Here is a 21,060-nt window from a genome sequence, read left to right on the forward strand (position 1 = left end):
CAAGGCCTTGCGAAGCGTTGATGTCCGGTGCAAAAGCGCGGCCATGCTGATCATCAACGACCTATCGCTCCGCATGGCCGGACGCCTGCTTCTCGACCATGCCTCGCTGACCTTGCCGGCCGGCACCAAGGCCGGCCTTGTCGGCCGCAACGGTACCGGCAAGACGACGCTGTTCAAGGCCATCACCGGCGATTTCCCGTCCGAGACAGGCTCGATCAGCCTGCCGAAGAGCACCCGCATCGGCCAGGTGGCGCAGGAAGCGCCGGGCACCGAGGATGCGCTGATCGAGATCGTGCTCAAGGCCGATCTCGAACGCACGGCGCTGCTCGAAGAAGAAAAGACGGCGACCGATCCGCACCGCATCGCCGACATCCATATGCGGCTGGCCGATATCGACGCGCACTCAGCCGAATCCCGCGCCGCCACCATTCTCGCAGGCCTGGGCTTCGACGACGCTGCGCAACGGCGTCCGGCCTCGTCCTTCTCCGGCGGTTGGCGCATGCGCGTGGCGCTTGCTGCGGTGCTGTTTGCCGAGCCGGACCTGCTGCTGCTCGACGAGCCGACCAACTATCTCGATCTCGAAGGCACGCTGTGGCTGGAAAACTACGTGTCGAAATATCCGCACACCGTGCTTTTGATCTCGCACGACCGCGACCTGCTCAACCGCGCCGTCAATTCGATCGTCCACCTCGACCAGAAGAAGCTGACCTTCTGGCGCGGCGGCTACGACCAGTTCGAACGTCAATATACAGAGCAGAAGGAATTGCAGGAGAAGGGCCGGGTCAAGCAGGAGGCCGCGCGCAAGCACATGGAATCCTTCGTCGAGCGGTTCCGCGCCAAGGCCTCCAAGGCGAGACAGGCACAGTCGCGCATCAAGGCACTGGAAAAGATGAAGCCGATCGCGGCCCTCGTGAACGATTCGGTGCGGCCGTTCTCCTTCCCCGAGCCGGTGAAGACGGTGGCCTCGCCGATCGTGGCGCTGAACAACGTCAATGTCGGCTACACCGAGGGTCAGCCGATCCTCAAGAAGATGACGCTGCGCATCGACGCCGACGACCGCATCGCGCTGCTCGGCGCCAACGGCAACGGCAAGTCGACCTTCGCCAAATTGCTGTCCGGCCGGCTCAAGCAGGAGAGTGGCACCATGACGGTGGCGCCCGGGTTGAAGGTGGCGATCTTCGCCCAGCACCAGCTCGACGACCTCCGGCCGGACGAAAACGCCTACGAGCATGTCCGCCGGCTGATGCCGGAGGCCCCGGAATCGAAGGTGCGCGGCCGCGTCGCCCAGTTCGGCCTCACGACCGAGAAGATGAACACCGCCGCCAAGGATCTGTCGGGCGGCGAGAAGGCGCGGCTGCTGATGGGGCTGTCGGCCTTCGAGGGCCCAAACCTGTTCATCCTCGACGAACCGACAAACCATCTCGACATCGATAGCCGCGAATCGCTGATCCATGCCCTGAACGAATTTCCCGGCGCCGTGATCCTGATCTCGCATGATCGCCATCTGCTGGAGGCAACCGCCGACCGCCTGTGGCTGGTCAAGGACGGCGCGGTCAACCCCTATGACGGCGATCTCGAGGACTACAAGACGCTGGTCACCGGCGTCTCCGGCGACCGCCGCGGCAAGCGCGAGGCCGACAAGGCATCAAAAGCCGACCGCCGCCGCGATGCGGCGGCTCGCCGCGCTGCCTTCGAGCCGCTGGCCAAGGAGATCCGCGCCACCGAAGCGCTGATGGACCGCATTCGCAAGCGCATCGACGGCATTGAGGACGAACTGTCCAATCCGGCGGTCTACGAGAAGGATCCCTCGACGGCGACACGGCTGGCGAAGGAGCGCTCGCAACTGGCCCAGACGCTGGCCGGCCACGAGGAAAAGTGGCTGACCATGTCGGCAGAGTATGAGGAAGGCACGGCGGAGTGATTACCCTCCCCCTTGTGGGGAGGGTCGATCCGCGAAGCGGAGCGGGGTGGGGGTCTGCGCCACACCCCACCCCGGCGTTACACGCCGACCCTCCCCATCAAGGGGAGGGTAAGATCTGGCCCTACACGCCGCGTCCGGAACCGGTTAACCTCGCCCCATGAACCAACACGCCAAGCTTCGCATCGGCCATTCGGCCTGTCCGCATGATTGCCCCTCGACCTGCGCGCTCGAGGTCGAGTTGCTTGACGGCAACCGCATCGGCCGCGTCCATGGCGCCAAGTCCAACAGCTACACGGCCGGTGTCGTCTGCGCCAAGGTTGCCCGCTATGCCGACCGCGTCCATCATCCCGACCGTTTGCTGAAGCCGCTAATCCGCGCCGGTTCCAAGGGCGACGGCGCCTGGAAAGAAGCAAGCTGGGAGGCGGCGCTCGACCTCGTCGCCGAAAAATTCATTGCGGCCGAGGAGAAATACGGCTCGGAGACGGTCTGGCCCTATTATTATGCCGGCACGATGGGGCTGGTGCAGCGCGACGGCATCGACCGGCTGCGCCACGCCAAGAAATACTCCGGCTTTTTCGGTTCGATCTGCACCAATCTCGCCTGGACCGGCTGGATGATGGGCGCCGGCGCCTTGCGCGGGCCGGACCCGCGCGAGATGGCGAAATCCGATTGCGTGGTGATCTGGGGCACCAATGCTGTGGTGACGCAGGTCAACGTCATGACGCACGCCATCAAGGCGCGCAAGGAGCGCGGCGCGAAGATCGTAGTCATCGACGTCTATGAGAATGCGACGATGAAGCAGGCCGATCTCGGCCTGGTGCTGAAGCCGGGCACCGATGGCGCGCTGGCCTGCGCGGTCATGCATGTGCTATTCAGGGAAGGCATGGCCGACCGCGCCTATCTCGAAAAGTACACGGACGACCCGAAAGGGCTGGAAGCGCATCTCGAGACGCGCACGCCGGACTGGGCGGCCGGGATCACCGGCTTGACGGTCGCCGAGACCGAGGCCTTCGCCCGCCTCGTCGGCACGACTAAAAAGACCTATTTCCGCCTCGGCTACGGCTTCGCGCGCCAGCGCAATGGCGCCGTCAACATGCATGCAGCGTCCTGCATCGCGGCTGTCACCGGCAGCTGGCAATATGAGGGCGGCGGCGCCTTCCATTCCAACTCCGGCATCTTCAAGCTCAACCAGGAAGTTCTGGAAGGCACCAGGATGCGCGATCCCTCGATCCGCCATCTCGACCATTCGCGCATCGGCCCGGTGCTGACCGGAGCCAGCGACGCGCTTTATGGCGGCCCGCCGGTGACGGCGATGCTGATCCAGAACACCAACCCGGTAAATGTCGCGCCGGAACAGCGGCTGGTGAAACAGGGTTTTATGCGCGACGACCTGTTCTCTTGCGTGCATGAGCAGTTCATGACCGACACGGCCAAGCTTGCCGATGTCGTGCTGCCGGCGACGATGTTCCTCGAGCACGACGACGTCTACAAGGGCGGCGGCAATCAGCACATCACGCTCGGCCCCAAGCTGATCGAGCCGCCGGAAGGACCGCGCACCAACCATTTCGTCATCGAGGAATTGGCAAAACGCCTTGGCGTCGCCGATCGTCCGGGCTTCGGCCTCACCGAGCAGCAGCATATCGACTTCATCCTGGGCAAGCGCGGGCTGGGCAGCTTCGACAGCTTGAAGGAAGACAAGTGGATCGACCTGCAGCCGGATTTCGAGGCAGCACACTTCATCAATGGATTTGGCCACGCGGATGGAAAATTCCGCTTCCGCGCCGACTGGACCGGGCAGGCGGCGCCCAACCGGCCGCCGAAAAGCATGGGCCTGTTCGGCCCGGTGGCGCTTCTGCCGGAATTTCCCGACCATGTCGACTTGATCGAGGTCGCCGACGAAGCGCATCCGTTCCGGCTGACGACGTCGCCGGCGCGCAATTTTCTCAACTCGACCTTTTCGGAAACGCCGGTGTCGAAGGCCAGGGAGGGCCGCCCGGAACTGCTTCTGCATCCCGACGATGCCGCAGCCCTTGGGTTGGCCGACGGCGATCGCGTCGAGGTCGGCAACACGCGCGGCGAAGTCGTGCTGCATGCAAAGCTGTTTGACGGGATCAAGCGCGGCGTCGTCATCGCCGAAGGCATCTGGCCAAACAGCGCCCATGAGCGCGGCGAAGGCATCAACGTTCTGACCGGCGCCGATGCGCCGGCGCCCTATGGCGGTGCTGCCTTCCACGACAACAAGGTCTGGCTGCGCGCGGCAGGCTGAGGTCGGCGAGAACTCCGCTCGTCTCGCGCCAGATCAGACCGTGCAGGATTTTTCGGCCGCCTGACGCTAGCCGGGCAATGGCACCGTCAACCCGACCTTGACCCGGTCCATCGCAACAAAAGTTCGGAACTTGCGGACATTGTTGCTGTCGAAGAACAGTTTTCGCGTCAGCGCCTCATAGGCGGCCATGTCGGCCACGGTGATGACCAGGATGAAATCGGCCTCGCCGGTGACATAGTAGCATTGCTGAACTTCGGGGGTTGCCGAGAATTGCCGCTTGGCCGCGTCGATCAGTTCGGCACGTTCGCTCTCGAGTTCCACCTCGACGAAGATGGTGATCGGCTGGCCGACCGCTGCCGGCTCGACGACCGCGACATTGCCGGCGATGACGCCGGTCTGCTCCATGCGCTTGATGCGGCGCTGCACCGCCGGTGCCGACAGGTTCACCGCCTCGCCGATCAGCCGCTGCGGCGTCGTGTTGTCGCGCTGCAGGATAGCAAGGATGGCGAGATCGAAACTGTCGAGAATGGGTGGCGATACAGGCAATGGAGAGGTCCTCGGCGAAACAAACTTGCATTTGGGAGGCCATATTACAGCGCCCTTTGCACCGGTCCTGCAATATATTCTCGCCGAACGCCAAGGAGGCCCGCCAGTGTTCCTGCTCAACCGCAATAGTCTGCATCGCCTGCCACTCGATCCGGCCGATGCCGAAATCCTCGGCGTGGCCGGCGCTGACACGGTCGAGCGTTTTCTTTCCCGTCGCGACAATCACCTGAAAACGCCGCTGCATGCGCTTCCGGCGTTTGCCAGCGAACTCGGAATTAGCGCTATCCATATCAAGGATGAAGGCTTTCGCCTCGGCCTCGGCAGCTTCAAGGCTCTGGGCGGCGCTTATGCCGTCTTCCGCCTGGTGCTGGAGGAGGCAGGCAACCGGCTTGGCCGGCCCGTCGATGTTGCCGATCTCGATCGGCCCGACGTGTGTGCCGTCGCCGCGGCGATGACATTTGCCTGTGCGACCGACGGCAATCATGGCCGCTCCGTTGCGCAAGGCGCGCAACTCGTCGGCGCGCGGGCGGCGATCTTCGTCCACGCCGGCGTCAGCGAGGAGCGCATAGCGGCGATCGCCCGCTATGGTGCCGAGATGATCCGCGTCGACGGCAACTATGATGATTCGGTCAGGCAGGCCGCCCAGGTTTCGGCCGAGAAGGGCTGGACCGTCGTGTCCGACACCTCATGGTCGGGCTATGAACGGATTCCTGGCCTGGTCATGCAGGGCTATACGGCGATCGTGCGCGAAGCGCTGCGTCAGCTCCCTCGGACACCAACCCACGTCTTTGTGCAGGCTGGTGTCGGTGGCATTGCCGCCGCGCTGGCCGGTCATCTCGCCATCGTGCTCGGTGACGCCAGGCCGACCTTCATCGTGGTCGAGCCGGCGCGTGCAGCCTGTGTTTTTGCAGCCGCCCAGTCCGGGCACCCGGTCAAGGTCGCGCATGGCCGGCCGACGGTGATGGCCATGCTTGAATGCTACGAGGCCTCCCCGGTAGCCTGGCGGGTGCTGGCGCGCGCCGCCGATGCCTTCATGACGGTGGATGAGACCGACGCCATCACGGTGATGCGGCGGTTGGCCCGGCCGGCCGGCGGGGATCCGGTGATCGTCGCCGGCGAAAGCGGCGGTGTTGGTCTTGCCGGGCTGATCCGGGCGATGGCTGACAACCCGACCGAGCTTGGACTGGACGGCAAATCGCGGGTGCTGGTGATCAACACCGAAGGTGCCACCGACCCGCATCGCTATGCCGAGCTGGTCGGCATGAGCCCGGCCGATGTGCTGGAAGGCAAGATGAAAGCCGAGGCAACGGCATGATCGCCATCGATGCACAGCGCCTGCTTGGCCGTATCCGCGAACTCGGTGCCGTCGGTCGCGACGGCGAGGACAGGCTGATCCGGCTGGCCGCCTCCGACACCGACAAGCAGGGCCGCGATCTCTTCGTCGGCTGGCTGCGGCAGGCCGGGCTCGATGTCGCCATCGACCGGGTCGGCAATATTTTCGGCACCTGGCAAAGCCCGGACAACAGGGAGCAGGCGCCGCTGCTCATCGGCTCGCATATCGACACCGTCATCGATGCCGGCATCTATGACGGCTGCTACGGGGTGCTTGCCGGGCTGGAAGTGATCGAGACGCTCAAGGCGACAGGCTTTTCGCCGTCGCGCCCGATCGCGGTCGCCGCTTTCACCAATGAGGAGGGCGTACGCTACACGCCCGACATGATGGGCTCGCTGGTCCACGCCGGCGGCATCGATGCCGAAACGGTGCTGGCGGCCGTCGGCACGGACGGCAGCGTGCTGGGGCAGGAACTCGCCCGCATCGGCTATGCCGGCGACAGGGAGCCCGGTTTCCTCAAGCCGCACGCCTATCTCGAACTGCACATCGAACAGGGGCCGGTGCTGGAGCGTGAAAGCGTGCCGATCGGCGCGGTGGAGAATCTGCAGGGCATCTCCTGGCAGCGTATCACCATAGAGGGCGTCGCCAATCATGCCGGCACCACGCCGATGTCGATGCGCAACGATGCCGGCCACGCCGCCGCCCGGACCATCACCTTCCTGCTCGACCGGATCAAAGCCTCGAACGCGCCGACGGTGGCGACCGTGGGTACGATCCGCTTCGAGCCGAATGCCATCAACGTCATTCCCTCGCGCGCCGTCTTCACCATCGATCTGCGCGACCCCGACGAACAGCGCCTGCAGGCGGAGGAGGCGGCGCTTGCCGCCTATCTCGAGCAGCTTGCCACCGATGAGAACGTGACGATCTCGGTCGAGCAACTGGCTCGCTTCGAGCCGGTGATCTTCGACCTTCGCATCGTCGAACGAATCGAGGCGGCCGCGAAACGCCGTGGCCTTGGCGTCAGGCGCATGACGTCCGGCGCCGGCCACGATGCACAGATGCTGGCGCGCATCGCACCGGCGGCCATGATCTTCGTGCCGAGCGCCGGCGGCATCAGTCACAGTCCGCGCGAACACACCGATGATGCCGAGCTTGTTGCCGGGGCCAACATCCTGCTTGATGTGGCCGCGCAACTGGCAAACTAGGTCAGAAGGGGCGGAAAATGTCTGAACTCGATCGCGATGCGCTGAAGCAGGAAATGATTTTCTGGCGGCGCGATCTGCACGCGCATCCCGAGTTCGGTTTCGAGGAGAAGCGTACCGCAGCCTTCGTCGCCGCTAAATTGCGTGAGTTCGGCCTCGATGATGTCACCGAAGGCGTCGGCGGCACCGGCGTCGTCGGCACGCTGACGCGCGGCAGCGGCAACCGGGCGATTGCGCTCAGGGCCGACATGGATGCACTGCGCATATCAGAGCAATCGGACGCATCCTACCGATCCGGCAATCCTGGCATCATGCATGCCTGCGGCCATGACGGCCACACCACCATGCTGCTCGGCGCGGCAAAGCTGCTGGCAGGTGAGGGCGGTTTCGACGGCACCGTGCGCTTCGTCTTCCAGCCGGCCGAGGAATGGGGCAGGGGGGCACTCGCCATGCTCGACGATGGGCTGATGCAGCGCTTTCCCTTCGATGAGATTTTTGGCCTGCACAACATGCCCGGCCTGCCGATCGGTCATTTCGAGACCCGTGCCGGCCCTATCATGTCGGCCGAGGATATCTTCGAGATCGTGCTTAAAGGGCTCGGCGGCCATGCCGCGCGGCCGCATGCGGGCAACGAGACGCTGGTCGCCGCCTGCGCACTGGTCACCAATCTGCAGACCATCGTCTCGCGCCGGCTGAGCCCGGCCGACATATCGGTGGTTTCGGTGACCGAGCTGATCACCGACGGCACCCGCAACGCTCTGCCCGGCCTTGCCCGCATCCTCGGCGATGCGCGCAGCTTCCGCCCCGAGGTCAGCGCCGAGATCGAGCGGCAGATGCGCATCATTACGCAGGGCACCGCTGCCGCCTACAATGTCGCGGCCGAGGTCAATTACAGCAGGGAGTTCGTGCCGCTGCGCAACGATGCCGAGCTGGTCGATGCCGCATTTGCCGCCGCAAGGCACGTCTTCGAACCCGGCAACATCGCCGTCGCCCGCGAGCCGATGACCGCCTCCGAGGATTTCGCCCGCTTCCTCGACCATGTGCCGGGCTGCTTCGTCTTCCTCGGCAATGGCGAGGGCTCGGCGCCGCTGCACAATTCCAGCTACGACTTCAACGATGACGGGCTGTTGTTCGGCACTAATTTCCATTTCGCGCTGGTCAGGCAACGACTGGGCGGCGAGGCGGGAAGATGAAGGAGATTGCCGGGATGCTGGCCAGGACAAGCTTGTGACGGACCGGCGACCGATAGGGCAGTGCGCCTCGGTACGCTTTTAACAAAGATAATCCCCCGATGACGCAGGGGAAAGACTCAGCTAGCCTTACCCGTGCGGCGGACCTAATTATCCGCTTGGCCGGCGCTTCACTCCTCCCAAGCGGCGCCGGCCTTCTTCTCCAAAAGTCCGTCCGGGACGCCACAACGGGTTGCGGCAGCACGCGAACCTCGCAAAAGCCAAGTTCCGCCTCCGGTTGCCTCGAGAATGCATCGGGGAGCGCTGGCGAAACCGCCCTCCATCTTCGACTGCGTGCGTGGACGATTGGCAAGGGAACCAAAGGCGGTTTCCCCGGTTGGTTCTGCTCCAAAGGAGTGTTGCACTATGTTCCGTCTGCTCGTCGCCGGCGCCTTCGCCTATGTCACTTATCGTATCGCCAGGAAGATGGTCGAAAACGTGCCCGATACGGTCGACCCGCTGCTGTTGCCGCCGTCGAAGCATGATCGCGAGACCTTGCGGCGGCAGTCGGCCGACATGGGTGTCGATCCGCAACGCTAAAGACACGGACGACGCGCTTCGGCCTGTCTAGCACGAGGCCAGCCCCGCATCGATATTGCGAACAAAGCAGAAACGATGCTTGATGGGCGATGAACCTCGCCACTGCTGATTCGACCTTTCGGGACCCGACCGTCCAGCCTGCCTATCTCGCCCGGCTCAACGATGCCCAGCGCCAGGCAGTCGAGCACGGCGACGGCCAGATAGCCGGTCCGCTGCTGGTCATTGCCGGCGCCGGTTCGGGCAAGACCAACACGCTGGCGCATCGCGTCGCTCATCTGGTCGTCAAGGGGGCAGACCCGCGCCGCATCCTGCTGATGACGTTTTCGCGCCGCGCCGCGTCCGAAATGGCCAGGCGCGTCGAGCGTATCGCCGGCGAAGTGCTCGGCCGCGATGCAGCTGTCATCACCGATGCGCTGACCTGGGCGGGAACCTTTCACGGCATCGGCGCGCGGCTGCTTCGCGACTATGCGCTGGAGATCGGCCTCGACCCGGCCTTCACCATCCATGACCGCGAGGATTCCGCCGACCTGATGAATCTGGTCCGCCACGAACTCGGCTTCTCGAAGACGGAAGCGCGTTTCCCCACCAAGGGAACCTGCCTTGCCATCTATTCGCGCGCCGTCAACGCACAGGCGCCGCTCAACGAGGTGTTGGGTTCCGCCTTTCCCTGGTGCGCCGGTTGGGCCGAGCAGCTGAAACAATTGTTCGCCGGTTATGTCGAGGCCAAGCAGGCGCAAAACGTGCTCGATTACGACGATTTGCTGCTCTACTGGGCGCAGATGGCGGCGGAGCCCGAGATAGCAGCGCATCTGGGCGGGCGTTTCGACCATGTGCTGGTCGACGAATACCAGGACACAAATCGCCTGCAGGCTTCGATCCTCATGGCACTGAAACCCGACGGCGCCGGGCTGACGGTGGTGGGCGACGATGCGCAGTCGATCTATTCGTTCCGCGCCGCCGAGGTGCGCAACATCCTCGACTTCCCCAACCAGTTCGCGCAAGCCGCTGACGTCGTGATGCTGGAGCGCAATTACCGCTCGACCGAAACCATCCTGGCGGCCGCCAATGCGGTGATCGGCGAAGCCTCGGAGCGCTTCACCAAGAACCTGTGGTCGGAGCGCAAGTCGACCGACAGGCCAAAACTGGTGACCGTGCGCGACGAGGTCGAGCAGGCCAATTTCGTCTGCGATACCATCCTGGCCGAGCGCGAGGCCGGCACGGCACTGAAATCGCAGGCGGTGCTGTTTCGCGCCTCGCACCACAGCGGCCCGCTGGAGATCGAATTGACGCGGCGCAACATTCCCTTCGTCAAGTTCGGCGGGCTGAAATTCCTCGATGCAGCCCATGTCAAGGACGTGCTGGCGGTGCTGCGCTTCGCCGAGAACCCGCGCGACCGGGTCGCCGGCTTCCGCGTGCTGCAGCTGATGCCGGGCATCGGCCCTTCGGCTGCCGCGCAGATCGTCGAGACCATGACGACGGCGCTGGACGAGGCCATGGGGCTGGCCGGCTGGCGTCCGCCGCAACGCGCCGCGGATGACTGGCCGGGCTTCGTCTCGCTCTATTCCGGCCTGCGGACCGGCGCCAAATGGCCTGCCGACCTCGAACAGATCAGGCTGTGGTATGAGCCGCATCTGGAGCGCATCCACGAGGACGCGACGACGCGCCGCGCCGACCTGTTGCAACTTGAGCAGATCGGCTCGGGCTATGCTTCGCGCGAGCGCTTCCTGACAGAACTGACGCTCGATCCGCCGGACGCCACCAGTGACCAGGCCGGGCCGCCGCATCGCGACGAGGACTATCTGATCCTGTCGACCATCCATTCGGCCAAGGGCCAGGAATGGAAGAACGTCTTCGTGCTCAACACGGTCGACGGCTGTATCCCGGCCGATCTCGGCGTCGGCACCAAGGAAGACATCGAGGAGGAGCGCCGGCTGCTCTACGTGGCGATGACGCGGGCCAAGGACAATCTCAACCTGGTCATGCCGCAACGCTTCTTTCCGCACGGCCAGGCGGCGCGCGGCGACCGCCATCTCTATGCCTCGCGCACCCGCTTCATCCCGGCTTCGATCCTGGCTGCGTTCCAGCAGGTGTCCTGGCCGAGCGCACAGGTGGCACAGGGCAGGGCGGCTCGGCCGGAGGTGCGCGTCGACATCGGCGCGCGCATGCGCGGCATGTGGAAATAGCTGCGGGATAGCGCCCCATGTTGAACCACCGGTCAGGGTCGCCATAGCGGGTGCGCTGGGCCGCATGGGCCGCGAGATGGCGTCCGCCGTGCACGGCGACGCGCGGCTGGCGCTCGCCGCCCGCTTCCACCGGCCGGGCAGTATCGGCGAAGGGCTGGTGAGCCGCGACGAGGCGCTTGCCGTGGCCGACGTGGTCATCGACTTCACCACGCCGGCTGCCTCGGCTGATCTGGCCAGCATTTGCGCCGAGCGCGGCGGGCCGGCCCTGGTCATCGGCTCAACGGGCTTCGATGCTGATGAATCGGCTGCTATCGCTGATGCCGCGAAAACAATTGCCATCGTGCGCTCCGGCAGCTTTTCGCTCGGGCTCAACATGTTGATCGGGCTGGTCGAGCAGGCGGCGCGGGCACTCGATCCCGATGACTGGGACGTGGAGATTGTCGAGGCGCATCATCGCCACAAGGTCGATGCGCCATCGGGGACGGCGTTGATGCTGGGGCATGCCGCAGCCGGCGGACGCGGCATCGACCTGGACACGGTCGCAAGGCTTGCACGCGACGGCGTCATCGGCGCGCGGCCGACCGGCGAGATTGGCTTTGCGGTGCTGCGTGGCGGCAGCATCATCGGCGAACACAGCGTCAGCTTCTGCGCCGAGGGCGAGACCTTGACCTTGTCGCATGCAGCCGGCGACCGCGTCATGTTCGCACGCGGCGCCATCGCCGCCGCGCTCTGGCTCGAGGGACGCCCGCCAGGCGAATATGACATGCGCGACGTGCTGGGCATGACCGGCCTATAGCGGCCGGTTTGTCGTCCCGGTTGGACGTACGCACCCATATCTCGTCCACCTCCGCACCGAAAAAAGAACGCTGGAGGGGTCAGGTCTCTTCAAACCGAACCGTTCGGTTCGATTTCTGTTGACGGACTGTATAGCAGATGGTGAACGCTGGCCTGGTTGTCGGCCTCGCATAGTGGGAGAAGAATCTCACTAAAGATTTGCTTTCGAACAATAAAATTATGACCGCCGGGGGCCTGTGCCAAATTTCAAGGCCCGGATTCAAGCTGCGGAGGAACATCTTCGTGATTGGAATCCGCGGCAGGGCAAACCCATCTCGGGGTGGTCCGAGCGACGCGAAATTCCTCCCAAGGGCACGCCACCAGACGGACAGAACAAAGAAATACTGGAGTAACTAAAATGACCAAGATCGCTCTTACCGCCGCCGCCATCCTCGTTGCCACGGGGACTGCTTTTGCCGGCAGCGACAACTATGGCTCTTACAATGCCAACCAGCCGGTTGCGAACCAGTCTGTGTCCAACATCGACACCACGCACACCGGCTCGATCCCGAAGTCCGTAAAGACGCAGGGTGATGCCAATGCCAAGGTGCCGGCTCAGTCGGGCCAGGGCATCTGGGGTCGCTGATTTTCTGAAGTCTGCGACCACAAAGAGCGGTGGGCTTTGCCCGCCGCTCTTGTTTTTTATGGAACCAGCAACAATCGGGGCATCGTTTGAGCAGCCGATTTTGCGCAGTTGGCATGAACCGTTGGTTCGAAGTCTGCCGGGTGGCAGCTTGCCCGCGGCGCCTGAATTCTAGCCCAAATCCTTCGGGTGCACACAATGCGTCAGCGGGGCGCTCGACAGGCCGGACCAGTCACCTTCGAAAGCGAAGCGTGCCAGGGCTGCCGTCGGGAATTTTTCTTCAAGTCTCGCGAGCGCCTTGGCGTCTGACCCCGGCCCGGCAAGCTGTCTGGCCAAATGTTCCAGGCCCGGATTGTGGCCAATTACCAGCAAGCTGCCGCTTGAAGCGTCGGATTGACCAATCTGGCTCAGAATGTCCGCCGCTGAAGCATCGTACAGCGCCTTGATGAATGCGATCCGGGGCTGGACGGGCAGCTCCGCCGCCACCAGCCGCCAGGTGTCGCGGGTGCGCAGCGCCGGCGACACCAGCGCCAGGTCCGGCAGCCAGCCGCGCGCCGCAAGCTCGCGCCCGATCGAGCGCGCCGCCTTCACTCCGCGTTCGGCCAAAGGCCGATCGAAATCATCAAGGCCAGGGTCGTCCCAGCTGGATTTGGCGTGACGAAGCAGGAGAAGCTGTTTCATCGTCACGCTCTCGCCTCACGGCGTGATGCGCGCCAGATGCTCGAGGTCGGTTTCCTCGCGCAGCGGGTCGGGGGCCATCACCACCGAAGTGCCGTTGTCGGCATCGTCGGCAAAGTGGGCAAGCACGGTGCGGCCGGCCTCCATGCGCGCCTTGCCTTCGGCAACCAGTCCCAATGCAAGCGGATAGAGCCGGTGCTCGGCCTTCAGCACGCGGGCCGCCAATGTATCGGCGGTGTCGCCGACCATCACCGGCACGGCCGCCTGTGCGATGATGGGGCCGTCATCCATCTCGGAGGTGACGAAGTGCACGGTGCAGCCATGGATGCGGATGCCGGCGGCCAGTGCGCGCACATGGGTGTCGAGCCCCTTGAACGCCGGCAGCAGGGCAGGGTGGATGTTGATCATGCGGCCCTGCCATCTCTGGACGAAGCCGGGGGTGAGGATGCGCATATAGCCGGCCAGCGCCACGATCTCGGCGTTGAAGGCCGCGAGCGCCGCGTCTATTGCGGCGTCATGCGCCTGCTTGCTGCCATGGTCGGCACGCGAGACGACCTGCGTGGCGATGCCGCGCGCTCTGGCGATGCCGAGCCCGGCGGCGTCCGCCTTGTCGGAAATGACACCGACGATCTCGGCCGGGAACGCCGGGTCGCTGGCCGCGGCAATCAGCGCGGTCATGTTGGAGCCGCGCCCCGAGATCAGGACGACGGTGCGTTTCCTCTGCGCGTTCATAGGCCGATCGAGCCCCGATAGATGACGCCGGCGTCGCGGCGCGGCACGATGCGGCCGATCGGCGTCACCGTCTCGCCGGCCTCCTGCAGCACGGCGGCGACCTGTGCTGCCTGACCGGATGCGACTGCCAGAATCATGCCGATGCCGCAATTGAAGGTGCGCATCATCTCTTCCGGCGCCACGCCGCCGGTCTTGGCCAGCCACGAAAACACCGCAGGAACGTCGATCGCCTCGAGATCGAGTTCGGCCGAAAAATCCTTGGGCAGCACGCGCGGGATATTTTCCGGGAAGCCGCCGCCGGTGATGTGGGCGAGCGCCTTGATACCATGCGTGTTGCGGATCGCCTTGAGAATCGACTTCACGTAGATGCGGGTCGGCTCGAGCAGCGCCTCGGCCAGAGTGGCCTCGTCGTTGAACGGTGCCGGATCGCTCCACGACAGACCGCTGACGGCGACGATACGGCGCACCAGCGAATATCCGTTCGAGTGCAAGCCAGAGGAAGCCAGGCCCAGCAGCACGTCGCCTTCGACAATATCGTCGGTGGGCAGCAATTGGCCGCGCTCGGCGGCGCCCACCGCAAAGCCGGCGAGGTCGTAATCATTGCCGTGATACATGCCGGGCATCTCGGCCGTCTCGCCGCCGATCAGCGCGCAGCCGGCCTGGCGGCAGCCCTCGGCAATGCCGCCGACGATCGCGGCTCCCTGGTCGGGATCGAGCTTGCCGGTGGCGAAATAGTCGAGGAAGAACAGCGGTTCGGCACCTTGCACGACGATGTCGTTGACGCACATGGCGACGAGGTCGATGCCAATCGTGTCGTGCTTGCCGGCATCGATGGCGATCTTGAGCTTGGTGCCGACGCCGTCATTGGCCGCCACCAGCACCGGGTCGGTAAAGCCGGCGGCCTTGAGGTCGAACAGGCCGCCGAAACCGCCGATCTCGCCGTCGGCGCCCGGCCGGCGCGTCGCGCGCACCAGCGGCTTGATCTTCTCGACCATGAGATTGCCCGCGTCGATATCGACACCGGCCTCGGCATAGGTGAGCCCGTTCTTGCGCTTGTTCACGTCGCGCTTGCTCATTTCTGGTGCCCGTTCAACAATTTTCCTTGTCGCGGGCTCTTCGCATGAACGGTTTCTGTCCGCAAGGATAACGGCCATTTCGGCCCATAAAACCGTGGACAGGGCGCGCATATAGGCGCTCGTGATTGGCGAAAGCCAAGCTGAAAGCCGCTCTCCTGTGCGGGAGATCGGCAGCTTCTCTCTTGTTGCCACCCGCTATCTTCATCATCTATCTCCGACCAAGAGGAGGTGCCAAGCATTTGACCATCCCCAACCTGATCACCATCCTGCGCCTTATCCTGGTGCCGGCGGTGGTGCTGGCGATGCTGCAGGCGCGCTGGGACTGGGCTTTTGCCGGGTTCCTCGTCGCCGGCATTTCCGACGGCGTTGACGGGTTCATCGCCCGCCGTTTCAACCAGCAGTCCACGCTCGGCGCGTATCTCGACCCGGTGGCCGACAAGCTGCTGCTGGTTTCGGTGTTCGTGGTCATGAGCTTCATCGGGCAATTGCCGCTGTGGCTTGTCGTCATCATGGTGTCGCGCGACGCGTTGATCGTCTGCGCGGTGGTGTTGTCCGCCATCATGACCCATCCGGTCGAGATGAAACCGTTGTTCGTGTCGAAGGCCAACACCGCGATCCAGATCGTGCTGGCCGCGCTTGTGCTGGGAGAACTTGCCCTTGCCGTTCACCTCGACCCGCTGAGGTCAGCCCTCATATTGCTGTCCGGGGTCTTGACCGTGGCTTCGGCCGCAGCCTATCTCGTGACTTGGCTGAGGCACATGAGCGGCTATGGCGAAGGCTCCACTCCGGACATCTGAGACAGAAGCGGCAGCGATCGAGGCCGCGGCCGCCGACATCGCCGCGTCCGCGACCTTTCGCCGGCAGATCTTCTTCTGGCTGGCCGGTGCCGCGCTGCTGGCGCTTTTCCTCTATGTTTTCAGCGCCATCCTGCTGCCCTTCGTCGCCGGCATGGTGCTGGCCTATTTCCTCGATCCCGTTGCCGACCGGCTGCAGCGGCTCGGCCTGTCCCGTTTCATGGCGACGGTGGTCATCCTCATCACCTTCCTCATCGTGCTGGTGCTGGCCTTTGTCATCCTCATTCCGGTTCTGGCCACGCAGATGGCCGATTTCGCCGGCAAATTGCCGGAATATCTGACCCGGCTGCAAAGCCTGATCACCTCGTTCGATCCGAAATGGCTGGAACAGAAGTTCGGCGTCAACGCCAACAGCTTGCGCGACGGGCTGAATTCGCTGCTGACCTCGGGCTTCGGCCTGGTCACCACCGTCTTCACCTCGCTGTGGAGCTCCGGCATGGCGCTGGTCTCGGTGGTCAGCCTGTTCGTGGTGACGCCGGTGGTCGCCTTCTACATGCTGCTCGACTGGGACCGCATGGTGGCGGTCATCGACGGTTGGGTGCCGCGCGACAACGTCCAGACCGTGCGCGCCATCGCACGTGACATCAACACCGCAACAGCCGGCTTCGTGCGCGGCCAGGGCACGCTGTGCCTGGTGCTGGGCGCCATGTATGCCACCGGGCTGACGCTGACCGGACTGAATTTCGGCATCCTCATCGGCCTGTTCGCCGGGCTGATTTCCTTCATCCCCTATGTCGGCTCGCTGACCGGGCTGGTGCTGGCTGTCGGCGTCGCCTTCGTCCAGTTCTGGCCGGACTGGACGATGATCGTCGCGGTCGCGGTCGTGTTCTTCATCGGCCAGTTCATCGAGGGCAACATCCTGCAGCCGCGGCTGGTCGGCAAGAGCGTCGGCCTGCACCCGGTATGGCTGATGTTTTCGCTTTTTGCCTTCGGTGCGCTGTTCGGCTTCGTCGGCTTGTTGATCGCGGTGCCGGCTTCGGCTGCTGTAGCCGTGCTGGTGCGGTTCGCCATAGCCCGCTATCTCGAATCGCCGCTCTACAAGGGCCGCGGCGCGGCACCTGTGCCGCAGCTCCCGGCCGATCGCGGCGGCGGCCACCGCACGCAACCGCGTAGCTGAAGTGACCGCCCAGCCAACCGACCCGCCACGCCAGTTGCCGCTCGATCTCGGCCATGGCACCGGCTATTCGCGCGACGAACTCGTCGTCTCCGGCACCAACAACCAGGCGGTGGCGCTGGTCGACCGCTGGCCGGACTGGCCATCGCCGGTGGTGGTGCTGGCCGGTCCCGCGGGTTCGGGCAAGACGCATCTGGCCTCGATCTGGCGCGCGCGTGCCAATGCGGTGGCGGTCGACGCCAGGCGCATCGGCGACAGCATTGCCAATCTCGGCGCGCGGCCGGCACTGATCGACGATGTCGATACCGGCGCGGTCGATGAACAGGGCCTGTTCCATCTGATCAATACGGTGCGTGGTGCGGGGTCGACGCTGCTCCTGACGGCGCGCCGCTTCCCGTCCGCCTGGCGCGTCACGCTGCCTGATCTCGCCTCACGGCTGAAAGCGGCGGCGACAGTGGAAATTCATGAGCCCGACGATCTCCTGCTCGCCGGGGTCATCACGAAACTCTTCGCCGACCGTCAGATCGAGGTCGAACCGCATGTCGTGCAGTATCTGGTCCGCCGCATCGAGCGCTCGCTAGCGACAGCGATGCGCGTGGTGGAGCGGCTCGACCGGACCGCGCTCGAACGCAAGACGCCGATCACCAGGGCGCTGGCAGCCGAAACCGTCAACGCCATGGATGAAGGGCAGGGCGAATTCGAGATTTAGCTGAGAGGTCAGTCTCAGAGCCACATTACGGCGAAATGACGGACCGCGAGGTAGACGGCAGAGTGAGCGGCGATATAGCCGGCGGCGACCAGCACAAACATTCCGATACTGATACGCCAGGAGCGGGAGACGACGGCGCCTGGGGCCTGCCTCGCCTGTCTGCGGCTTTCACGGTTGTTCCACATCGCCAGCGCGGCGCAGGCAATTGCCCACGTCACCATGAACGGAACGGTGATGCCGGCATAGGCAAAGTACGCCGGTCCGAAAAGCGACACCCAGGCATCCATTCCAAGCATCTGAACCCCCTGTTGCCGAACCGGTCACGGATGCACGACCGGAGCCGGAGCAAGTGACCATATGGCTGCGCCGGGCATTGGGCTATGAGGGGATGGTCGGAGTGGAGAGATTCGAACTCCCGACCCTCTGGTCCCAAACCAGATGCGCTACCAGGCTGCGCTACACTCCGAACGGTCTGTTGCCTATTCATTTCGGTGGTGCATGGCAAGTGCAAAAACCTGCGAGAGCAAAAACCTTGCCGCCGTGCGCATTGCGCAGTAATGACGGGCGAAGGGTGGCGATGCTGCCTTGCACAAGAACGAGGTGGCCATGTCCGCGCGCATTTTCAGCCCAGCCAAAACCGCGATGCAGTCCGGCAAGGCCAAGACCGGCCACTGGGTGCTGGAATTCGATCCCGAGACGCGCAAGAAGATCGACCCGCTGATGGGCTATACGACGTCGGCAGACATGAGAAGCCAGATCAGGCTTAGCTTCGACACGCGGGAAGAGGCGGTGGCCTACGCCGAAAAGCAAGGGCTCGCTTTCCGCGTCGAAGAGCCGAAAGAGACCAAGCGCCGCCAGATTTCCTATGCGGAGAATTTCCGCTATGACCGCAGGACGCCCTGGACGCATTGAACGGCGGTCAGTGCCAGAATATCCAGCCGGCCCAAAGGCCGGCCAGCGGTCCCGTAGCTCAGCTGGATAGAGCACCGGCCTTCTAAGCCGATGGTCACAGGTTCGAATCCTGTCGGGATCGCCAGTATCTCCTTGTTTTTGCTACTATAGTTCGTACAACCGACTGCGAGCGGCAAAGGCACCATCCATCGTGTCAGCACGGTGTCAGCAGAAAATTTGAAGCCCGCTGCCGAGAGGTAGCGGGCGTCCAGCTAGAACGGATTGGGTGCCAGTGGTAAAGTCGCGGCATCGCGGGGAGGACACGTCAATGCGCGGGGAGGAGCGACGGCAACTTGTTCGGGATTTTCTGGCTAGGCATAAGCTCGGGGCTATCAGCACCGTGCATCCGGACGGGTCTCCAGAGGCAGCCGTCATACAGGTGACGTTGGGCGACGACCTCAACATCGTGTTCGACAGCTTTCCCGGCAGTCGGAAGCTGGCAAATATTAAACGAGACAGTCGGATCGCCGTGGTGATCGGCTGGGACGAAAACGTGACGGTTCAAATTGAAGGCCTGGCCCGACCTGCCAAGGCTAACGAATTGCAGCGATTGAGAGATGCTCACGTTGCCAACTGTCCACTTGAAGCGGAGTTTCTAAAGCAAGGGGCACAACTCTTTACGATTTCGCCCCAATGGATTCGCTATTCCGATTTCAGAGGCGAGCCGATAGTTTTTGAGCTGTCCGGCGACTCGCTTGCGAAATAGGAGGGAGCCCGCCACCGGCAGCGGGCCTGTCGGGGTCGCCAAAGCCTTTAGTTCGTTCCGACGTGGGCTTTCAGAGAGCGGGATCGGGCCTCGTGCGCTCAAACCGCCGCCGCCAGAAGCAGCGTTACCCCCAGGACCGTCGACGCATAGATCGTCGCTAGAAGCACGATCGGCCGAGGATACTCGGCGGGTGTCGCGAGGCCGGCAAAGTCGGGATTTCGGGTTTCGGTGCCGGGCCACGGGACGTCGTCGTCGTCGGCGGCGTTGTCATTGCAAGCGCGCACAGAAAAACGCCGGGCTATATCGGCGGCGATCAGAGGATCGTCCGCCACCAATTTCGACCAGTCCGAAACAATGCCGATTTCACGTTTGAACATCGCTCGCCTCCCGTTTGCGCTCTAACAGCGATATCTAAATTATGTTCCACCGATAGTTTGACGAGGCGGACCGCTCTTGGTCACTGCGGCCTTCTGATTGATGAAAACCACGCCCGCTGCCTCCAACCCTCGCCGGATGGCAGCCAGCTTGGCCGAACTCGGAATCCTTCGTCCGCTCTCGAAACTGCCAATCGTTCCTTCGCTGAGGCCGCACTTCGCGGCGAGTCGCACCTGCGACCATTTCAGCATCGCTCGTGCGGCTCTGCACTGCTGGGATGTAAGGGGCTGGATCCCTGAGACGGTGGAACTTCGCTTGTTCACATCCTCAGATCCCTTCGCTTCGGCGGGACGTGGCTTTGCACCAGGCGCACTTTGTCCATATCCACCGTGACCATTGTCCCGAGCGATACCGTGACCTTGTCGCCGTCGATCCGCGTAACGCCGCCGGATAATTCCATCTGCTGGCCCTTGGTCAGCCTTGTCGCCGGATCAATGACCGAATGCGGAAAATTGTAACCGGGGATCGACACGCTGACGCGGTCTTCCGTGACGCGCTTCAGCACCGTCGCCATGACCGCCACTTCGTCGCCGACCTTTATTGCCATGCCACTGATTCTGGGGCGTCATCTGCCGGCGTCAAGGATTAGCTAGGGCTGATATAGCAAAATCGCGGAACCAGCTTTCTCCATGCAGGGTCGCCCCGACAGCGGCAAATACCGCAAGCCGTCCAACCCTGTTCGGTGATGAGGCGTTGGCGTGGCTCGGGCAGCCGCCCCGCGCCAGCGTATTATTTCGTGACTCCGCCTTTTCGGAACCTTCCTGCGCACGGCGCGTTCGGCCCGCTGTATTCGAGGACCCTCATATAAAAGTGGACAGGCGGGAGGCAAACAAGGGTGGGGAGGAGTGTTGCCATGTCGAAGCGAGAAATAGGCATATCTTCGGCTCTGGATCGGCGTATCGCCGATCTCAAGGCCAAGATGCAGGACGCCCGGATCACGGAATACGAAATGAAGACCTTTCAAAAAGTGGCTTCAGCCATGGGAGGCGACGGAGGCTCCCTGCGCCTCGATGCCGACGACCTGATCGCGGCATCCTTTGTCGTCGATGCGCTGAGTGAGCCAACGCTCAATTGACGACGGGCGGTTTGGTTCGCGCGCCGTTTTGCCCTTGCCCGGCCGGCAATTGGCCCACGCCTTCAAGCTCTGAAACAGGATGGCTGCTTCCAG

Annotated in this window: 23 protein-coding genes and 2 tRNA genes; 16 read left to right on the forward strand and 9 right to left on the reverse strand. The window is 63.9% G+C overall.

Annotation, left to right across the window (positions count from 1 at the left end):
• Positions 1 to 43: 43 nt before the first annotated feature.
• Entirely contained in the window at positions 44 to 1,921 is a 1,878-nt protein-coding gene (locus tag EN749_RS04540) for an ABC-F family ATP-binding cassette domain-containing protein (RefSeq protein ID WP_127268152.1), read from the forward strand.
• 157 nt (positions 1,922 to 2,078) lie between these two features.
• Complete coding sequence (locus EN749_RS04545) at positions 2,079 to 4,187, forward strand: molybdopterin oxidoreductase family protein (protein WP_128362622.1); 2,109 nt, start codon at positions 2,079 to 2,081, stop codon at positions 4,185 to 4,187.
• A 66-nt stretch (positions 4,188 to 4,253) separates the two neighbouring features.
• Here the strand turns inward: EN749_RS04545 and EN749_RS04550 are convergent, their stop codons facing one another.
• A complete protein-coding gene (locus EN749_RS04550) occupies positions 4,254 to 4,733 on the reverse strand; it encodes an Lrp/AsnC family transcriptional regulator (protein ID WP_127397344.1) in 480 nt (159 codons plus the stop codon).
• A 106-nt stretch (positions 4,734 to 4,839) separates the two neighbouring features.
• Here EN749_RS04550 and EN749_RS04555 point away from each other — a divergent pair, with 106 nt between their 5' ends.
• The 7 genes from EN749_RS04555 (at position 4,840) to EN749_RS04585 (ending at position 12,640) form a co-directional block, all read left to right on the forward strand.
• Complete coding sequence (locus EN749_RS04555) at positions 4,840 to 6,048, forward strand: diaminopropionate ammonia-lyase (RefSeq protein WP_127397345.1); 1,209 nt, start codon at positions 4,840 to 4,842, stop codon at positions 6,046 to 6,048.
• The gene (locus EN749_RS04560; protein ID WP_128362623.1) at positions 6,045 to 7,271 is read left to right on the forward strand and encodes a Zn-dependent hydrolase; all 1,227 of its coding nucleotides are present in this window, start codon (positions 6,045 to 6,047) and stop codon (positions 7,269 to 7,271) included. The genes EN749_RS04555 and EN749_RS04560 overlap by 4 nt, the downstream gene beginning before the upstream one ends.
• 17 nt (positions 7,272 to 7,288) lie before the next feature.
• Complete coding sequence (locus tag EN749_RS04565; protein WP_127397347.1) at positions 7,289 to 8,461, forward strand: M20 aminoacylase family protein; 1,173 nt, start codon at positions 7,289 to 7,291, stop codon at positions 8,459 to 8,461.
• Positions 8,462 to 8,863: 402 nt separating this feature from the next.
• Positions 8,864 to 9,037, forward strand: a complete 174-nt coding sequence (locus EN749_RS04570; RefSeq protein WP_081738796.1) for a hypothetical protein — start codon at positions 8,864 to 8,866, stop codon at positions 9,035 to 9,037.
• 89 nt (positions 9,038 to 9,126) lie between these two features.
• Positions 9,127 to 11,220: an ATP-dependent helicase gene (locus tag EN749_RS04575; RefSeq protein ID WP_128362624.1), complete on the forward strand. Its 2,094-nt coding sequence runs from the start codon at positions 9,127 to 9,129 to the stop codon at positions 11,218 to 11,220.
• Positions 11,221 to 11,227: 7 nt separating this feature from the next.
• Positions 11,228 to 12,016 carry a 4-hydroxy-tetrahydrodipicolinate reductase gene (gene dapB / locus EN749_RS04580; RefSeq protein WP_281061869.1) on the forward strand — a complete coding sequence of 263 codons (789 nt, stop codon included), beginning with the start codon at positions 11,228 to 11,230 and terminating at the stop codon, positions 12,014 to 12,016.
• A gap of 396 nt (positions 12,017 to 12,412) precedes the next feature.
• Positions 12,413 to 12,640: a DUF680 domain-containing protein gene (locus EN749_RS04585; RefSeq protein WP_127270735.1), complete on the forward strand. Its 228-nt coding sequence runs from the start codon at positions 12,413 to 12,415 to the stop codon at positions 12,638 to 12,640.
• 168 nt (positions 12,641 to 12,808) lie between these two features.
• On the opposite strand, the gene EN749_RS04590 is transcribed toward EN749_RS04585, so the two are convergent.
• From EN749_RS04590 to purM, 3 genes are read right to left on the reverse strand one after another with little or no spacing between them, the layout of a single operon-like run.
• Positions 12,809 to 13,318: a histidine phosphatase family protein gene (locus EN749_RS04590; protein ID WP_128362626.1), complete on the reverse strand. Its 510-nt coding sequence runs from the start codon at positions 13,316 to 13,318 to the stop codon at positions 12,809 to 12,811.
• A gap of 15 nt (positions 13,319 to 13,333) precedes the next feature.
• Complete coding sequence (purN, locus tag EN749_RS04595; RefSeq protein ID WP_127398439.1) at positions 13,334 to 14,047, reverse strand: phosphoribosylglycinamide formyltransferase; 714 nt, start codon at positions 14,045 to 14,047, stop codon at positions 13,334 to 13,336.
• The gene (purM, locus tag EN749_RS04600; RefSeq protein ID WP_027037916.1) at positions 14,044 to 15,123 is read right to left on the reverse strand and encodes a phosphoribosylformylglycinamidine cyclo-ligase; all 1,080 of its coding nucleotides are present in this window, start codon (positions 15,121 to 15,123) and stop codon (positions 14,044 to 14,046) included. Before purM ends, purN begins: the two co-directional genes overlap by 4 nt.
• 239 nt (positions 15,124 to 15,362) lie before the next feature.
• Here purM and EN749_RS04605 point away from each other — a divergent pair, with 239 nt between their 5' ends.
• Genes EN749_RS04605 through hdaA form a run of 3 tightly spaced genes read left to right on the forward strand, consistent with a single transcriptional unit; the run spans position 15,363 to position 17,800 of the window.
• Complete coding sequence (locus EN749_RS04605; RefSeq protein WP_128362627.1) at positions 15,363 to 15,920, forward strand: CDP-alcohol phosphatidyltransferase family protein; 558 nt, start codon at positions 15,363 to 15,365, stop codon at positions 15,918 to 15,920.
• The gene (locus EN749_RS04610; RefSeq protein WP_128288945.1) at positions 15,892 to 17,094 is read left to right on the forward strand and encodes an AI-2E family transporter; all 1,203 of its coding nucleotides are present in this window, start codon (positions 15,892 to 15,894) and stop codon (positions 17,092 to 17,094) included. Before EN749_RS04605 ends, EN749_RS04610 begins: the two co-directional genes overlap by 29 nt.
• 1 nt (position 17,095) lies before the next feature.
• The gene (gene hdaA, locus EN749_RS04615) at positions 17,096 to 17,800 is read left to right on the forward strand and encodes a DnaA regulatory inactivator HdaA (RefSeq protein ID WP_127810827.1); all 705 of its coding nucleotides are present in this window, start codon (positions 17,096 to 17,098) and stop codon (positions 17,798 to 17,800) included.
• A 14-nt stretch (positions 17,801 to 17,814) separates the two neighbouring features.
• On the opposite strand, the gene EN749_RS04620 is transcribed toward hdaA, so the two are convergent.
• Positions 17,815 to 18,087, reverse strand: coding sequence for a hypothetical protein (locus EN749_RS04620; RefSeq protein WP_245491255.1), 273 nt, complete (start codon positions 18,085 to 18,087; stop codon positions 17,815 to 17,817).
• A gap of 102 nt (positions 18,088 to 18,189) precedes the next feature.
• Positions 18,190 to 18,266: transfer RNA gene (locus EN749_RS04625), tRNA-Pro, on the reverse strand.
• A gap of 140 nt (positions 18,267 to 18,406) precedes the next feature.
• Here EN749_RS04625 and EN749_RS04630 point away from each other — a divergent pair.
• From EN749_RS04630 to EN749_RS04640, 3 genes are all read left to right on the forward strand, one after another.
• Positions 18,407 to 18,712, forward strand: coding sequence for an ETC complex I subunit (locus EN749_RS04630; RefSeq protein ID WP_023812590.1), 306 nt, complete (start codon positions 18,407 to 18,409; stop codon positions 18,710 to 18,712).
• Between the two features lie 47 nt (positions 18,713 to 18,759).
• Positions 18,760 to 18,836: transfer RNA gene (locus EN749_RS04635), tRNA-Arg, on the forward strand.
• Between the two features lie 183 nt (positions 18,837 to 19,019).
• Positions 19,020 to 19,457, forward strand: coding sequence for a pyridoxamine 5'-phosphate oxidase family protein (locus EN749_RS04640; RefSeq protein WP_128362628.1), 438 nt, complete (start codon positions 19,020 to 19,022; stop codon positions 19,455 to 19,457).
• Positions 19,458 to 19,555: 98 nt separating this feature from the next.
• Here the strand turns inward: EN749_RS04640 and EN749_RS04645 are convergent, their stop codons facing one another.
• From EN749_RS04645 to EN749_RS04655, 3 genes are read right to left on the reverse strand one after another with little or no spacing between them, the layout of a single operon-like run.
• Positions 19,556 to 19,834: a hypothetical protein gene (locus EN749_RS04645; protein WP_127381231.1), complete on the reverse strand. Its 279-nt coding sequence runs from the start codon at positions 19,832 to 19,834 to the stop codon at positions 19,556 to 19,558.
• Between the two features lie 39 nt (positions 19,835 to 19,873).
• On the reverse strand, positions 19,874 to 20,155 hold the full coding sequence (locus EN749_RS04650) for a helix-turn-helix transcriptional regulator (protein ID WP_127322157.1): 282 nt from the start codon (positions 20,153 to 20,155) through the stop codon (positions 19,874 to 19,876).
• A complete protein-coding gene (locus EN749_RS04655) occupies positions 20,152 to 20,439 on the reverse strand; it encodes a hypothetical protein (protein ID WP_164895683.1) in 288 nt (95 codons plus the stop codon). Before EN749_RS04655 ends, EN749_RS04650 begins: the two co-directional genes overlap by 4 nt.
• A 306-nt stretch (positions 20,440 to 20,745) precedes the next feature.
• On the opposite strand from EN749_RS04655, the gene EN749_RS04660 reads away from it, so the two are divergent.
• Positions 20,746 to 20,967, forward strand: coding sequence for a hypothetical protein (locus EN749_RS04660; protein WP_127319259.1), 222 nt, complete (start codon positions 20,746 to 20,748; stop codon positions 20,965 to 20,967).
• Positions 20,968 to 21,060: the final 93 nt, after the last annotated feature.

The organism is Mesorhizobium sp. M7A.F.Ca.ET.027.02.1.1 (assembly GCF_004022985.1).
Lineage (GTDB): Bacteria > Pseudomonadota > Alphaproteobacteria > Rhizobiales > Rhizobiaceae > Mesorhizobium.

What these genes read in the sequence shown, in the direction of transcription:
- EN749_RS04540 (WP_127268152.1), top strand. Translation starts at nt 44, where the DNA reads ATGCTGATCATCAACGACCTATCGCTCCGCATGGCCGGACGCCTGCTT.
- EN749_RS04545 (WP_128362622.1), top strand. Translation starts at nt 2,079, where the DNA reads ATGAACCAACACGCCAAGCTTCGCATCGGCCATTCGGCCTGTCCGCAT.
- EN749_RS04560 (WP_128362623.1), top strand. Translation starts at nt 6,045, where the DNA reads ATGATCGCCATCGATGCACAGCGCCTGCTTGGCCGTATCCGCGAACTC.
- EN749_RS04565 (WP_127397347.1), top strand. Translation starts at nt 7,289, where the DNA reads ATGTCTGAACTCGATCGCGATGCGCTGAAGCAGGAAATGATTTTCTGG.
- EN749_RS04570 (WP_081738796.1), top strand. Translation starts at nt 8,864, where the DNA reads ATGTTCCGTCTGCTCGTCGCCGGCGCCTTCGCCTATGTCACTTATCGT.
- EN749_RS04575 (WP_128362624.1), top strand. Translation starts at nt 9,127, where the DNA reads ATGAACCTCGCCACTGCTGATTCGACCTTTCGGGACCCGACCGTCCAG.
- EN749_RS04585 (WP_127270735.1), top strand. Translation starts at nt 12,413, where the DNA reads ATGACCAAGATCGCTCTTACCGCCGCCGCCATCCTCGTTGCCACGGGG.
- EN749_RS04590 (WP_128362626.1), bottom strand. Translation starts at nt 13,318, where the DNA reads ATGAAACAGCTTCTCCTGCTTCGTCACGCCAAATCCAGCTGGGACGAC.
- purN (WP_127398439.1), bottom strand. Translation starts at nt 14,047, where the DNA reads ATGAACGCGCAGAGGAAACGCACCGTCGTCCTGATCTCGGGGCGCGGC.
- purM (WP_027037916.1), bottom strand. Translation starts at nt 15,123, where the DNA reads ATGAGCAAGCGCGACGTGAACAAGCGCAAGAACGGGCTCACCTATGCC.
- EN749_RS04610 (WP_128288945.1), top strand. Translation starts at nt 15,892, where the DNA reads ATGGCGAAGGCTCCACTCCGGACATCTGAGACAGAAGCGGCAGCGATC.
- EN749_RS04620 (WP_245491255.1), bottom strand. Translation starts at nt 18,087, where the DNA reads ATGGATGCCTGGGTGTCGCTTTTCGGACCGGCGTACTTTGCCTATGCC.
- EN749_RS04630 (WP_023812590.1), top strand. Translation starts at nt 18,407, where the DNA reads ATGTCCGCGCGCATTTTCAGCCCAGCCAAAACCGCGATGCAGTCCGGC.
- EN749_RS04640 (WP_128362628.1), top strand. Translation starts at nt 19,020, where the DNA reads ATGCGCGGGGAGGAGCGACGGCAACTTGTTCGGGATTTTCTGGCTAGG.
- EN749_RS04645 (WP_127381231.1), bottom strand. Translation starts at nt 19,834, where the DNA reads ATGTTCAAACGTGAAATCGGCATTGTTTCGGACTGGTCGAAATTGGTG.
- EN749_RS04655 (WP_164895683.1), bottom strand. Translation starts at nt 20,439, where the DNA reads ATGGCAATAAAGGTCGGCGACGAAGTGGCGGTCATGGCGACGGTGCTG.
- EN749_RS04660 (WP_127319259.1), top strand. Translation starts at nt 20,746, where the DNA reads ATGTCGAAGCGAGAAATAGGCATATCTTCGGCTCTGGATCGGCGTATC.